This is a genomic window from Providencia sp. PROV024, assembly GCF_032709665.1.
Taxonomy (GTDB): Bacteria; Pseudomonadota; Gammaproteobacteria; order Enterobacterales; family Enterobacteriaceae; genus Providencia; species Providencia huashanensis.
In genome coordinates, this window is the sequence record NZ_CP120545.1 from 3,049,765 (window position 1) to 3,063,940 (window position 14,176).

The 14,176-nt window shown below is 40.3% G+C and carries 13 protein-coding genes; 9 read left to right on the forward strand and 4 right to left on the reverse strand.

Annotated features, from left to right (window positions below; all coding sequences use genetic code 11):
* Positions 1 to 67: 67 nt before the first annotated feature.
* Together P3L56_RS14200 and galE are read right to left on the reverse strand one after the other, a co-directional pair.
* A complete protein-coding gene (locus P3L56_RS14200; protein WP_048607805.1) occupies positions 68 to 1,120 on the reverse strand; it encodes a UDP-glucose--hexose-1-phosphate uridylyltransferase in 1,053 nt (350 codons plus the stop codon).
* Between the two features lie 12 nt (positions 1,121 to 1,132).
* Positions 1,133 to 2,158: a UDP-glucose 4-epimerase GalE gene (gene galE / locus P3L56_RS14205; protein ID WP_131680639.1), complete on the reverse strand. Its 1,026-nt coding sequence runs from the start codon at positions 2,156 to 2,158 to the stop codon at positions 1,133 to 1,135.
* A gap of 643 nt (positions 2,159 to 2,801) precedes the next feature.
* Here galE and P3L56_RS14210 point away from each other — a divergent pair.
* Genes P3L56_RS14210 through P3L56_RS14230 form a run of 5 tightly spaced genes read left to right on the forward strand, consistent with a single transcriptional unit; the run spans position 2,802 to position 8,084 of the window.
* The gene (locus P3L56_RS14210; RefSeq protein WP_164975506.1) at positions 2,802 to 3,515 is read left to right on the forward strand and encodes an IclR family transcriptional regulator; all 714 of its coding nucleotides are present in this window, start codon (positions 2,802 to 2,804) and stop codon (positions 3,513 to 3,515) included.
* A gap of 53 nt (positions 3,516 to 3,568) precedes the next feature.
* Entirely contained in the window at positions 3,569 to 5,197 is a 1,629-nt protein-coding gene (locus P3L56_RS14215; RefSeq protein WP_272686104.1) for an OPT/YSL family transporter, read from the forward strand.
* Positions 5,198 to 5,217: 20 nt separating this feature from the next.
* A complete protein-coding gene (locus P3L56_RS14220) occupies positions 5,218 to 6,411 on the forward strand; it encodes an aminotransferase class V-fold PLP-dependent enzyme (RefSeq protein ID WP_272678833.1) in 1,194 nt (397 codons plus the stop codon).
* Between the two features lie 3 nt (positions 6,412 to 6,414).
* The gene (gene pepE, locus P3L56_RS14225; protein WP_042844993.1) at positions 6,415 to 7,137 is read left to right on the forward strand and encodes a dipeptidase PepE; all 723 of its coding nucleotides are present in this window, start codon (positions 6,415 to 6,417) and stop codon (positions 7,135 to 7,137) included.
* Between the two features lie 2 nt (positions 7,138 to 7,139).
* On the forward strand, positions 7,140 to 8,084 hold the full coding sequence (locus P3L56_RS14230; protein ID WP_210831811.1) for a DUF1177 domain-containing protein: 945 nt from the start codon (positions 7,140 to 7,142) through the stop codon (positions 8,082 to 8,084).
* Positions 8,085 to 8,137: 53 nt separating this feature from the next.
* On the opposite strand, the gene uhpC is transcribed toward P3L56_RS14230, so the two are convergent.
* Both uhpC and P3L56_RS14240 read right to left on the reverse strand, forming a co-directional pair.
* Positions 8,138 to 9,463, reverse strand: coding sequence for an MFS transporter family glucose-6-phosphate receptor UhpC (gene uhpC / locus P3L56_RS14235; protein ID WP_042844996.1), 1,326 nt, complete (start codon positions 9,461 to 9,463; stop codon positions 8,138 to 8,140).
* Between the two features lie 168 nt (positions 9,464 to 9,631).
* On the reverse strand, positions 9,632 to 10,261 hold the full coding sequence (locus P3L56_RS14240) for an NAD(P)H-binding protein (RefSeq protein WP_131680641.1): 630 nt from the start codon (positions 10,259 to 10,261) through the stop codon (positions 9,632 to 9,634).
* A gap of 225 nt (positions 10,262 to 10,486) precedes the next feature.
* Here P3L56_RS14240 and hemP point away from each other — a divergent pair, with 225 nt between their 5' ends.
* The 4 genes from hemP to P3L56_RS14260 all read left to right on the forward strand — a co-directional run bounded on the left by hemP (position 10,487) and on the right by P3L56_RS14260 (position 14,172).
* Positions 10,487 to 10,660 carry a hemin uptake protein HemP gene (gene hemP, locus P3L56_RS14245; protein ID WP_094301214.1) on the forward strand — a complete coding sequence of 58 codons (174 nt, stop codon included), beginning with the start codon at positions 10,487 to 10,489 and terminating at the stop codon, positions 10,658 to 10,660.
* A gap of 82 nt (positions 10,661 to 10,742) precedes the next feature.
* Complete coding sequence (locus P3L56_RS14250; protein WP_129466200.1) at positions 10,743 to 11,015, forward strand: hypothetical protein; 273 nt, start codon at positions 10,743 to 10,745, stop codon at positions 11,013 to 11,015.
* Between the two features lie 82 nt (positions 11,016 to 11,097).
* Entirely contained in the window at positions 11,098 to 13,098 is a 2,001-nt protein-coding gene (locus P3L56_RS14255; RefSeq protein WP_272686105.1) for a TonB-dependent hemoglobin/transferrin/lactoferrin family receptor, read from the forward strand.
* 24 nt (positions 13,099 to 13,122) lie between these two features.
* Complete coding sequence (locus P3L56_RS14260) at positions 13,123 to 14,172, forward strand: hemin-degrading factor (protein WP_131680643.1); 1,050 nt, start codon at positions 13,123 to 13,125, stop codon at positions 14,170 to 14,172.
* The last annotated feature ends 4 nt before the right edge of the window (positions 14,173 to 14,176 follow it).

A 14,176-nucleotide genomic window follows, 5' to 3' on the forward strand; every position in this document is an offset into this window, starting at 1 on the left:
GATTTACTCGAACAATAAAATCCAAGCAAATATTAATTTGAATAATTCCTTAGCTATTTCGTTAGGTTTAGCGTTGTTTGTAATGTATTTCGCTAACCTCTCTTAAACGCTGGGCTGCCTGTTCTGGCGTTAGGTCACGCTGGGTTTCAGCTAACATTTCATAACCCACCATAAATTTTTTGACCGTTGCAGAACGCAATAGCGGCGGATAAAACAACGCATGTAATTGCCAATGTTCAATATCTTTATGTGGTTTAAAATAAGGGGCAAAGTGCCACCCCATCGAATAAGGGAAGGAACACTGAAATAAATTGTCGTAGCGGCAAGTCAGTTTTTTTAGCGCCAAACTCAAGTCTGTACGGACGGTCTCATTCATTTCATCCATGCGCCTAATCGGTTGTTTAGGTAACAGCATCGTTTCAAACGGCCAAGCGGCCCAATAAGGTACAACTGCTATCCAATACTCTGTTTCCACCACAGTACGCGCACCAGATTTTTGTTCTGCATTGACATAATCCATCAGTAGATTACTGCCATGGCGCTGATAGTATTGTGCTAAAAAATGGTCTTTTCGTTCGATTTCATTTGGCAGAAAATCACTCGCCCAAATCTGCCCATGAGGGTGCGGTTGAGAGCACCCCATGATTTCACCTTTATTTTCAAATACCTGAACCCAAGTAAATTGTTTACTGAGTTCCGTAACCTGCTGTTGCCATGTTTCCACCACCTTTTCAATTTCTGGAAGTGAAAGCTCAGGTAGCGTTTTACTGTGATCTGGTGAAAAACAAATGACTCGGCTAACGCCTCTGACTGATTGAGTTTGAAATAACGCTGACTGGTTTTCTGGCTGAGCACAGGCTTGCTCTAACAAAGCACCGTGATCATTTTGAAAAACATAAGTACCTTGATAGTTAGGGTTTACCTCGCCTGAAACACGAGTATTTGTTGGGCACAGAAAACAATTTTTATCGTATTCAGGCAAGTCTGTTATTGACGGCTTTTCATCTTGACCACTCCATGGGCGCTTTGCTCGATGAGGTGAAACCAAAACCCATTGCCCCGTCAACGGGTTATAACGGCGATGAGGGCAATCTGAGGGGTTAAATGGCATCTTATTCATGCTATCAATCTCCTATTTATTGTATCCATTAGGGTTATTTACTTGCCAACGCCAACTGTCTGCGGCCATATCATCAAGGGTACGCACCGCTTGCCAACCTAATTCACGATACGCTTTTTCAGGGGTAGACCAATACTCTGCAATGTCCCCAGCACGACGAGGTTGGATAGTATAAGGAATAGGCTTCCCAACGGCTCTTTCAAACGCCTGCAACACTTGCAGTACACTGAAGCCATTTCCGGTTCCCAAGTTATAGATATGTAACCCTGCTTGCTGACCGACTCCTTGCAATGTAGCAACATGCCCATCGGCTAAATCCATTACATGGATGTAATCACGAACGCCAGTCCCATCAACAGTAGGGTAATCGTTTCCATAAATTGCTAGTTTATCCCTTTTTCCTACCGCAACCTGTGTAATATAAGGTGTTAAATTATTTGGCACACCTTGAGGGTCTTCCCCCATCAGGCCTGATGAATGTGCACCCACAGGGTTAAAATAGCGTAATAAGGAAATCGACCACGAATTATCGGCGTGATAAAGGTCAGATAAGCAACGCTCAACCATGTATTTACTGGTGCCATAAGGGCTTTGCGTGTTACCTGTTGGGAAGTTTTCTGTAATGGGTAATGTGCTAGGTTCCCCATAAACGGTAGCCGAAGAGCTGAAAATTAAGCTTTTTACGTTAGCTTCATTCATACAACGAGCTAAAACCAATGTGCCATTGACATTAACATCATAATATTCAATGGGTTTTTTAACTGATTCGCCAACCGCTTTTAACCCTGCAAAATGAATAACTGAACGAAATTGATGGGCGCTAAAAATAGATTTAATAGCCGGTTCATCTCGAATATCACAGTGATAAAAAACCGGCCTCACCCCAGTTAATTGTTCAATGCGATTAAGCACTTCCAATTTAGCATTATGTAAATTATCAACAATAACAGGAAGTAATCCAGCTTTTATTAATTGGACACAAGTATGACTACCAATATAACCCAATCCCCCAGTGACGAATATTTCACCCTGCTGCATGTTTCACTCCTTAGTACGCCTTCAATTTCATATTTGCCTTTCAGCTTGCCGTTGTGGGCGAGTATACCAACGAGTTGATATCCAATTCTGTGATCAAACTCGATTTAGTGTAAACGTTTACACAAAAATAGCAAAGAACCGATGAATATCATGTGAATTGAAAAATAAGATGCCAATCGAGGATAATGATTTGGATAAAAAAAGCACAGAGTAACTTTGTGACTCTAATAAGTTACTTTATGAATATTATTATGACGAAAAAATATTCAACCGCGTCGAAATCAGTGTATTAGGGTTCCCCCCCCAACCACATTATGAATAACGTTTAGTCACCACCATTCTTGTTTGATGATTTATGCCATTCATCTCATATATCAACGCTCCCACTCACTGTTTCGCTACTAGGAACAGTCTACAACCATATAATTAAATATAAAAATCAACATATTACATCAAAATAACTCTTATTTTGATGAATAATCACAATTGATTCAGTGACCAACTTAACACTGTAGCAACAAATCATTTACTTTGTATGTTATTTCATCTAAATATATTTACATCGATTAGCGGAACACTGTTCCTGATAAAGGAACGAAAAATAACAATAATACCGTTTAATTTAATGCACACAGGGGGAAGCATGAGTAATCAGTTACAATCCGCAGGGTTTGTTTTAACTCTGCTAGACCATTTTTCAATTGATAAACCAATATGGGGAGTGCGTGAACTGGCTCGTCATATCGGTAAAAGCCCCTCAATGGTGCAACGTGGGTTTAACCTTTTAGAGGAGCAAGGGTTTCTACAAAAAAATAACAGTAAAGAGTACTTATTGGGCTTACGCTGTATCGAAATTGGCCACATAGCAAATAATACACGGCAATTTTCTCAGTTGGCTAATGATTACCTCCAGCCATTAGCCAGCAAAACGCATGAAACTATTTTTATTTATCGTCGCTATAACGATATCGCCATTTGTAATTTTATTTTAGAAAATGACCACCTAATACGCTTTACCTCAAAAGAAGGTGAGGCCTTGTCATTACACGAAGCGCCTTTTACACAAATTATCTTAAGTTCAATGGATGTGACTTATATTGAGGATTATCTTTTAAAACACAATTTACAAAATGATTTGGAATTAAAACATCAATTGAAACTTTACGCGGATGAAGGTTATGCCTATTCAAAAGAAGCTTACCTTGCAGGGACTCAAGGGCTATCAGTACCTATTTTTTCATTTGAAAAAGGGGTGTTAGGCTCTTTATGTATTGCTGCCTCAAGCCAAAGTAAAAATTTAACTGAATATTATCCATTATTAAAATCTACAGCAAGTAAGTTATCTGCCATATTTTAAATATGGAGAAATATAAAAAATAAATATAATTCAATATTAAAATAGGTAACTCTATGAATATATCTCATGATAAAAATGATACTGAGGTACGTGTATCTATTTTTTCTCCAGCACTGCTTATTGCAATAATTATATTATCATTTGTTGGTGCTATTATCGGTATACAAATTATTGTCACACTAGGAATATCGGCGAACACCTCAATTATTGGCGCTGTATTAGCTATATTATTATCAAGATTACCATTTTCAATTTTTTCTTCATTTAAATTTATAGATGCTCAAAATTTAATTCAAACCAGTATTTCAGCCGCCACTTTTGCTGCAGCGAATGGATTGATGGTCTCAATCGGTGTCCCTTGGGTGCTCGGTATGCCTGAATTAATTTACCCTATGATGGCTGGTGCATTTGTGGCTATTATTATTGATGGCACAATATTATACGGATTATTTAATACTCGCGCATACCCAGCGAGTGCCTCTTGGCCTGCTGGCGTTGCAACAGCAGAAACACTATGGGCAGGAAATAAAGGTGGCAAAAGACTAGGTGCTCTATTAACAGGCTTTGCTGCAGGCGCAATCGGTGCGGGATTTGGCATCCCTATGGCCTCTGCAGGTATCGCTTTAATCGGTAGTATCTTTGCATTATTCATGTTTGCTATTGGCTTACTTATTCGTGGTTTTTCTGAATCGGGTCTAATTAGTTATAATTTATATGAACACTATGTCCCTCACGGTGTAATGATTGGGGCAGGAATTGTCGCACTCATTCAAATAGGTGCCATTGTTTTTCGTAATAAAAAAGAAACGGATCAGCGAATTAAAGAAAGTGAAGAACTTATTCAAAGTAGCCGCCGTATTAAATCAACACTAATTAAAGGGGCTATTTTCTACTTTCTCACCGCCCTCGCCTTAACCTTTATTAGCCAAATTTTTGTGACGATGACATTGCCACAACTCATCGGATTCCTTATTTTTGCTACCCTAGCAGCTTTGATTCAAGAGATGATTGTGGGGATGGCTGCCATGCATTCAGGTTGGTTTCCAGCGACGGCAGCTGCGCTTATCTCATTAATGATAGGTATCCTTATTGGTTTTCCCCCTGAAGCATTAACCGTATTAGTTGGGTTCTGTGTCGCCACTGGCCCTGCATTCGCAGATATGGGGTTTGACTTAAAGACTGGGTTTATGATCCGCGGTAACGGCAAAAACCCAAATGTTGAACGCTATGGCCGAAAGCAACAATATTTTGCCTCTATTATTGGTTTTTCCTGTGCCTTAGTCGTTGTTGCACTGACTTATGATTTCTATTTTCAGCAAGACAAAATTGTCCCTGCCTCTCGACTCTATGCGGCAACAATTCAAGCAGGCAGTTCATCTGATGTCGCAATGATGTTGTTACTGTGGGCCATTCCTGGGGCTGTTATTCAATTAATTGGCGGGGCAAAAAACCAAATTGGTGTTCTTTTTTCAACAGGCTTGATGATCAACTACCCCATTGCAGGTTGGACCGTTCTCGTAGCGCTCGCCGTGCGGGTCATCATACAACGCTTCTTTAATATTAGCTCAGATAAAATTTCAACTTTCGCTGGAGGACTCATTGCCGGTGATGCGCTCTATTCCACCGCCAAAGCCTTTCTTCCAACGATAAAAGCAAAACTGCTTTCCCTATGGGCTCGATAGTTTTCAATAGGAATATAATTATGATGAATATATGGCAACAAGCACAGCAAGATACCCTAGTCTCACAAAACTACGTCTATTTCGATACTGGAGCTGCAGCCCCCCCACCCAAACCGGTCATTGATGCGGTAAAGGCCTACCTCGACAAAACAGCAGAACAAGGTATCTATCTGCCAAGTTTTCGCAAAGCAACATACCAGCAGGTCGAAGTTTGCCGGAAAAAAATGGCCACGTTTATTGGTGCTAAAGAAAGTGAAATTGCATTCACTAAAAATGGTACAGAGTCCATTTGTTTAATTGCTAGAGGTATTTCATGGCAAGCAGGTGATGAAGTTATTATCCCGGATACCGAAATGCTCAGTAATATTTCAATATGGCAATTGCTAGCAGAAGAAAAAGGAATAAAAATTGTTACTGTTCAAGCCGATAAGCAAGGGGTTATTTCTCCCGCATCCATAGAATGCGCCATTACCCCCAAAACGAAACTCATCAGTTTTGTGGCATTATCTAATATAACTGGCGTTATGCAACCTGTGCAGGCTATCTGTGAAATAGCCCAAAAGTATAGGGTATTAAGCCATGTCAGTGCCTCTCAGGCTATTGGAATGTATCGTGTTAATGTTCAAAGTTGGCAATGTGATTTTATGTCCTTTTGTGGACGAAAAGGCTTAAGAGCAATCGAAGGCAGTGGGATATGTTTTGTCCGTGAGTCGTTAATCCCCTTATTAACCCCAATGCTAGTTGGTTGGTGGAATAGTAGCATCGCCCCTAAAACAGGTACGGTGATATTACCCAAGACCGCTAAACGTTTTGAAGCAGGTTGCCCAAATATCCCTGCAATTATCAGTTTGAACTCTGCATTAGACTATGCATCCCAATTAGGTATTGAGCAAATTGAAATACGTAATCAAACCCTCACACAATATGCTATGCAGAAATTAGCCACCATTCCAAATATTGAAATATATGGTCCAGATAATAGCAATCAGCGTATAGGAATAATTCCATTTAACATTAAGGGTATTTCCTCTGATTTATTAATGCAAAAATTAGAAGCTAAAAATATCATTATTGAATCAGGGCATTTTATGGCAACGGCAATTTTGCAGTTCTATAACATAGAAAAAATGGCTCGATTATCATTGCATTATTTTAATACTGAAAAAGAAATAGATTTATTTATTAACGCAATTAATGATATTACAAAGGAATAAAAAATGACTAAAGCATTATTAATGAGTAGTTCACGCATGGGAAACATGAATTATTTAGAACATGCTGATGAGCAAATTCATCGATTATTACAACATAAAAAACAAAATATTTTATTTATTCCTTATGCCGCAGTGACTTTTAGCTTTGATAAGTTTGAAGCCATTGTACAACCTGTATTTAGAGCCTTAGGTTATGAATTAAAATCCATTCATCATTTTAGCGACCCGATTAGTGCAGTGCAGGAAGCACAAGCTATCGCAATTGGTGGGGGAAATACATTCGCTCTACTAAAGCGCCTATACGATGCCAAAATTGTTGACGTAATTTCCCAGCGCGTCAAACAGGATGGAGTACCTTATATGGGGTGGAGTGCAGGAAGTAATGTTGCAACCCCTACGATCCGTACAACTAATGATATGCCTATTGTTCAACCACCTTCATTTAATTCACTGAACATATCACCATTTCAAATTAACCCACACTTTATTTCTGGCAAACCAGTTGGTCACAATGGGGAAAGCCGCGAGGAACGTTTAAATGAATTTTTGACGATTAACCCAACCGAAGAGTTAATTGCCCTCTACGAAGGTACCGCGTTATTTATTGAAAATGAACAAGGCACTATTTTAGGTGACCAAAATGCATTATGGCTACGTGGCCCCGATAAAATTGAAGAAATTACCACTAACCAACCTTTCCGATTAGATATGATTAAAGGAGCATAATAATGTCATTGAACTATGTTAGCCAAGTCTATGAGTTATTGGACAGCCCCCATGTTGATGGGGAAAAAATGTCCTCGTTATTAAGCTCTGTTAGCCCCGACCATGCTCAAATCACGGTGACCTCAGTCAACTACGAGGCTCCTGAAGATACTCGTCAATTATGCCATTTTATTAAGGTTGTCATTCCCGGTACAGAGGGAAAACTATCTGGTGGAAATTACCCAACACTTGGTATTATTGGCCGTTTAGGGGCACAACAAGCGCAACCTAATCGAATCGGGTTAGTGTCTGATGCTGATGGCTCTATTGTTGCCTTTGCAAGTGCGATGAAACTACTTGATATGGCAGCAAAAGGTAGCTGGCTTAAAGGGGATGTGATTATAACCTCCCATATTGCAACCCATGTTTCGATAACCCCTCATGACCCTGTCGACTTTATGGGGATGCCCGTTTCCTCAGCTACGATGAATAAATACGAAGTCGATAAACAGATGGATGCCATTTTATCTATCGATACATCCAAGGGAAATAGTATTATTAAACACCGAGGAATTGCGATTTCACCAACTGCCAAGCAAGGCTATATTTTGCGAGTTTCTCCAGATTTAGTGCGTTTAATGGAATATGCGACTGGTGATGTAGCAAAAACATTCCCAATTACCACGCAAGATATTTCCCCTTATGAAAACGGTGTTTATCATTTCAATTCCATTATGCAACCCCATGTTGCTACCCATGCTCCTGTAGTTGGCTTAGCCATCACAGCCAAAGCACTGGTCCCCGGTAGCGAAACCGGTGCAAGTTATGAAAGTGAACTTGTTGATGCTACAAGGTTTACTGTTGAAGTTGCGAAGCAGTTTTGTTGGAACAAAATACGTTTTTACCAACAAGACGAGTATGATGTGTTGTATAACTTGTATGGTTCCCTTGCACAAATTCAAGGTTAATTTAGCGAAAAAAGGTCACTATCAAAGTGACCTTTGGGTTTTATGATAAACCGTTATGCATCATTACTGATTTTCTTTTTTGTCATCGCCATCGCAATTATCAACAGTAGGATCAAGAAAATGGATAAGGTTAATAATAACGAATAGAAACCATTCCATTGGTATTTTTCAATCACCAACGATAGCGGATAACCTGCAATTGATGCCCCAATATAAGCAAATAAGCTAACAAAGCCTGTTGACGCACCCGCAGCATTTTTATGTGAATTTTCAGCAGCGGCCATCGCAATAAGGAACTGTGGACCAAAAATAAAGAAACCAGTCATAAAAAATAAGAATGAAAATACATATTCGTTATCAACTGGCACAATCCATAAACAGAATGACGTTATGATAATCCCTAGCGCATATATGACATTCATCTGCGCACGATTACCTTTAAAGATTAAGTCAGAACCCCATCCAGCTACGATAGCCCCAAAAAAGCCACCAATTTCAAACATCATAACGACGGCGTTCGCAGACAGTAGATTAAAACCATGATCTTCAATTAAGTAAAGATTAGCCCAGTCGTTGATCCCGGTTCTAATGATATATATTACGGCGTAAGACAGCGCTAATACCCACAATACCTTATTTTTAAAAATATACTGATTAAGGATCTGGCCTAGTGGTAACCCCGCCCCTTTGGCTTCATATTTTAATTCTTCAATGTCATTGCGCCATTCACCAACTGTCGGTAACCCCATCGTACGCGGCCTATCACGTAGCAAAATACACAAACCAATACCAATCACAATAGCAATAACACCAGGGATAATCATTCCGTAGCGCCACCCTAATGCTAATGCAACACCACCAGACAAAATTGGAATTATGGCACCGCCAATATTATGCGAGGTATTCCAAATCGCCCACCATAGACCCCGCTCATTACGTGAGTACCATGTATTGAGGATTTTCGCACAAGGTGGCCATCCCCACCCTTGGAAGAATGCATTTACCATCCATAACACAATAAACATGGATATGGATGATGTTAAACCGAATAGAATATTCACGACCCCAGTGGCAATTAACCCAACCCCCATAAAGTAGCGTGGATTAGAGCGGTCACCGATGATCCCAGACAGAAACTTAGAAGCGCCGTAAGTTAGGTAAAAAGCTGTCCCAACCATTCCGATATCACCCTTTGTGATCCCCAAATCAGTTAGCATTTCAGGCATAACAAAGTTAAAACTTTTGCGTGTGAAATAAAAAACAGCATAACCAATATAACTAACAATCATTAAATGCAGACGCCAGTATTTATATTTTGCGTCGATTTCCGATTTTGACATCGTTACTGGCACATCTGGTTGTTCCTTAAATATTGACATATTGAATCCTACTCAAAGTATTAGCAGGCAAAAATATGACAATACATTGATAGCAACAATAGGTGAATTTACTTAAATGTTACAGTTTTATTACATTTTTATTTCAATTTGTTACCGACATCAAAAAAACTTAATCGATTAAGCTTCATTTTTTAATGAGTGAATTGGTTATGCCAATTGTTTTGATGACACAATATTCACACCCTGAATAGGATTGACTGCGCCTTCGAGTAGCGCTGAGGCTATATTAGTTGCAGGGCTAATTTGGCAACTTGCAGGAAGCAAACGAGATAAAAACGAAATAACCCGTATTACCACCACTTCACCAAGGCGTTCTTGGCTTCTGTGACCACTAATGACATTTGGACGCACTATTGTTAAAGAAGAAAACCCCAATGATATTAAACGCTTTTCAAGCTCCCCTTTCACTCGGCTATAGAAAAAAGGGGAATTAGCATTAGCGCCTAATGCCGAAGTCAAAACAAAGGTTGGACAATGCCATTTTTTAGCGAGTTCAGCACAGGCTAACGGGTAATCATAATCAACTCGGCGAAATGCAGTCTTTGAGCCTGCTACTTTCATTGTTGACCCTAAAGTACACACCACCGCATCAACTCCCCAAAGATCTGCCTCATCTGGCAAATGATTAAAATCAACCGTTGGCGCCCATAACTTAGCATGCTCAGGTAAATCACGGCGCGTAGGCGCAATAACCTGCGTGACTCGAGAGTCAGCTAAAGCTAATGATAATACATGGCTACCGACTAGCCCTGTTGCCCCAACAATGAGTAATTTCACTTTATTTCTCCATGAGTCAGCAGTGAACCCTAACTATAGCTTAGCATTGCATCGCGCTTATTGCCTTTGCTAGCTCTCCCATAATGAATAATTTTCTTCCCGACTCAAAGGTTTGTATCCCTTTTGTTGTTTGTTTGTGAAAAACGCTTGATATTGGCAATGATTCTAAAGATAATCATTCTCAATATCATTTCTATTATCAACAAATTTAGTGTGGTAAATAATATGACAGCGCCAGTTGCAGAACACAACGTCGAAACGGCAAAGCAAACCGTTAAAGCTGACGTAATAGAAAGCCAACAACTCTTGGGGCCTAATGGCAAGGTCTCAATTCAACATAATGGCGAACTTTATTTATTAAGACAAACACGTACAGGTAAATTGATTTTAACTAAGTAGTCTGTGCCAAAAATATAAATCGCAAGCCACCTAGGTTATTATCCAGGCAGCCAGCTTAATCTAAGCATAGGAAAGGTTTCTTATGGAGTTTAAACTGACGTCTGTATACCCTATTTTTGCCTCTGGGCACCCTGTATACATAAATAACTATTCGATCCACCAACATGGTTTTACACCATTCTATTTGCGTAAAATGACAGATAACGTTACTCCGTTATCACAACCAAACTACGCCTATCTCAGTGATCTACAGTCATTAACTCCCCTTTTTTCTTATGCTAGCGCACCACTTACACTCAATTTCCCCTGTGTGATACCAAAGTCAGTTCCCCCTGACCCACTCACTTTTATTTAGCCATAAGCTGCTAATTAATAAATATTTAACTCATTCTGTTTAATACAGCGAAAAATAAAATACGTTATGGAGTCTCACAATTATGTCCCATGTTTTACGAGTGTCAGTTATAACCAGTGCGATATTGGGGGTTATAGCCAGTGCACAGGCCCAAACCACTGAAGTCTCATCCAAAAAGAATGCCAACGATGTTATGACCGTCTATGCCACTGGGACTGAGCGCGATAGCTTTGATACACCAATGATGGTGACTGTAATCAAAAATAATTCCCCAGAAACCGAAACTGCAAATAACGGGAATGATATTTTACGTAAAGTGCCTGGAATTGGTGTGACAGGAACCGCTCGCACCAATGGCCAAGATATTTATATGCGTGGTTTTGATCGCAATGGGATTTTGACGCTTGTTGACGGTGTACGACAAGGCACTGATACGGGCCATATTAATGGTACCTTTATTGACCCTGCCTTGATTAAGCAAGTGGAAATCATTCGAGGCCCTTCAGCTTTGCTATATGGTAGTGGTGCCATGGGGGGAGTCATCGCGTGGGAAACCGTTGATGCGAAAGATTTATTACGTGAAGGGCAAAACCACGGCTTCCGTGTATTTACCCAAGGCTCAACTGGAGACCATAGTATTGGTTTTGGTGGCACCGCTTTTGGTCGTAGCGACAACCTTGATGGCGTATTCAGTTTCGTGACCAAAGAGACTGGCGATATTCGCATGAGTAATGGCGATGACATGGATAACAAAGAGACCATTGGCAACCTATTAGCTAAAGGAACATGGCAAATAGACGATACGCAAAAATTATCAGGCCAACTCCGTTACTACAACAACGATGCTCACGAGCCAAAAAACCCTCAAGAGCTCACTAGTACACCTAAAAACTTAAAAGTTAACCGCACGACTCGCCAACGTGATGCACAAGCGACATACCATTTAAAACCGTCTTCACAGAATTGGCTCGACCTAAAAGTGACGCCTTATTATTCAGAGGTCAATATCACAGCCAAAGGGCAAGGCACCCCTTATGAGGGGCGTACGCAAAAAACCTCTGGTATAAAGATTGATAATAAAACTAATTTCTACGACTTACCTGTTGCTTCGCATAACTTAACCTATGGCAGCGAAGCTTATCAGCAAAAACAAACCCCTTACGCGGCAGCCACTCAATTCCCTGATGCTGAGATCACCTTTGCTTCTGGCTTTTTACAAGATGAGATCACCTTAAAAGATTTACCTGTTTCGTTCATTATCGGCACACGTTATGACCATTATAAATCGAAAGCAAAAGGTAATGAAAAAGTCAAAGAAGGTAAATGGTCATCTAAAGGAGCAGTCAGTATTACGCCAACTGACTGGTCAATGCTGTTTGCTTCATATTCTGAAGCATTTCGCGCACCTACCATGATGGAAATGTATAACGATAGTATTCACTTCCCTATGGGACCGAATAAATTTAACAGATGGCGTCCTAACCCAAACTTAAAACCAGAAACAACTCGGACAGCTGAATATGGCTTTGGTTTGCGTTTTGATGACTTAATGATGGCTCGTGACAACCTACAGTTTAAAGCGAGCTACTTTGATACTAAAGCGAAAGACTACATCAATACCGACGTTAATATGGTGGAAAACTACACCACCTCTATCAATGCCAAGCGCGCCAAAATTTGGGGTTGGGATGCTTCTCTCGATTATACAAATGATTATGCCAAATGGAGTTTAGCTTACAACCGCACTGAAGGAATTAATGAATTCAATGGTGAGTCAATTACCTCCATCAAGCCAGAATCCGTCACAAGCAACCTGTCAATCCCTGTCGCCAATAGTGGGTTCTCTGTAGGCTGGTTAAGCGAATTTACACGCCACACCAATTTCAATAAAGCCTCAAAAGCCCCTAAACAAGCGGGGTATGCAGTTCATGACTTTTACGTCAGTTACCAAGGTGATGGGCAGCTCAAAGGGTTAGGAACGAGTGTGGTACTAGGCAATGCCTTCGACAAAGAATATTACTCATCGCAAGGCATTCCGCAAGATGGTCGTAATGCCAAGCTACTTGTCAGCTTCCAATGGTAATTCACACAATTTAAGGAGATACACGTGAATTCAACACTTTTCGAGCGTTACCAACAAGCTAAAGCAGATAATAAAGCCAGATACGCTCGTGATCTTGCCGCTTATTTAAATGTTTCTGAAGCACAACTGCTACACAGTCGTGTGGGTCATGATAAAGCTGTGCGCTTAGATATTGATGCACCTACGCTTCTGACCGAATTGGCCAGTGTTGGGAAAGTCAAAGCTATTACTCGCAACGAATACGTGGTTCATGAGCAAGTTGGTCGCTATGACAATGCCACATTTAGCCCGCATGGTGGGTTAATTTTGAACCCTCGCGCACTTGATTTGCGGATGTTTTTTAGTCACTGGGATGCGATTTTTGCCCTGACTGAAGAAAGCAAACAAGGTGAACGCCACAGTATTCAGTTCTTTGACAAACATGGTGATGCTCTACATAAGGTCTATACCACTGAAGAAACGGATATGGCGGCTTGGTATGCGCTCATTGACAAATACACAACCCAAGATAATGCAGAATTAGTTCATCAGCCCATCGTTCCTTTTACCAGTCAACCTATTAGCGAGGAACTAAAGCGCCAGTTAGAACAACAATGGCGCGATATGACGGATGTCCATCAGTTTTTTGTATTGTTAAAGAAAAATAACTTAAGCCGCCAGCAAGTTTTTGCCGCTGTTAGCGATGATTTAGCTTGGAAAGTCCCTAATGATTCCTTCAATCAGCTGATTAATACTGCATTTAAGGATCAGAATGAAATCATGATTTTTGTGGGCAACCGCGGATGTGTGCAAATTTTTACTGGTGAAATAAAAAAAATCATGCCATACCAAAGCGAAGGTTCAGACTTAAAGTGGCTAAACATTTTCAACCCTGATTTCACCTTGCACATGATTGAAAATGGCATTGCCGAATGCTGGGTAACTCGTAAACCCACACAAGATGGCTTTGTAACTAGTCTTGAAGTCTTTGATAACCAAGGAAATCAAATCGCACAAATGTATGGACAGCGTACCGAAGGGACTCCAGAGCAAGAGCAATGGCGCCAACAAGTCACCGCATTACCACGCATTTAAAACT

Excerpts from the sequence above, each read along its gene's own strand:
- P3L56_RS14200 (WP_048607805.1), bottom strand. The coding sequence starts at position 1,120 with ATGAATAAGATGCCATTTAACCCCTCAGATTGCCCTCATCGCCGTTAT.
- galE (WP_131680639.1), bottom strand. The coding sequence starts at position 2,158 with ATGCAGCAGGGTGAAATATTCGTCACTGGGGGATTGGGTTATATTGGT.
- P3L56_RS14210 (WP_164975506.1), top strand. The coding sequence starts at position 2,802 with ATGAGTAATCAGTTACAATCCGCAGGGTTTGTTTTAACTCTGCTAGAC.
- P3L56_RS14215 (WP_272686104.1), top strand. The coding sequence starts at position 3,569 with ATGAATATATCTCATGATAAAAATGATACTGAGGTACGTGTATCTATT.
- P3L56_RS14220 (WP_272678833.1), top strand. The coding sequence starts at position 5,218 with ATGATGAATATATGGCAACAAGCACAGCAAGATACCCTAGTCTCACAA.
- pepE (WP_042844993.1), top strand. The coding sequence starts at position 6,415 with ATGACTAAAGCATTATTAATGAGTAGTTCACGCATGGGAAACATGAAT.
- P3L56_RS14230 (WP_210831811.1), top strand. The coding sequence starts at position 7,140 with ATGTCATTGAACTATGTTAGCCAAGTCTATGAGTTATTGGACAGCCCC.
- uhpC (WP_042844996.1), bottom strand. The coding sequence starts at position 9,463 with ATGTCAATATTTAAGGAACAACCAGATGTGCCAGTAACGATGTCAAAA.
- hemP (WP_094301214.1), top strand. The coding sequence starts at position 10,487 with ATGACAGCGCCAGTTGCAGAACACAACGTCGAAACGGCAAAGCAAACC.
- P3L56_RS14250 (WP_129466200.1), top strand. The coding sequence starts at position 10,743 with ATGGAGTTTAAACTGACGTCTGTATACCCTATTTTTGCCTCTGGGCAC.
- P3L56_RS14255 (WP_272686105.1), top strand. The coding sequence starts at position 11,098 with ATGTCCCATGTTTTACGAGTGTCAGTTATAACCAGTGCGATATTGGGG.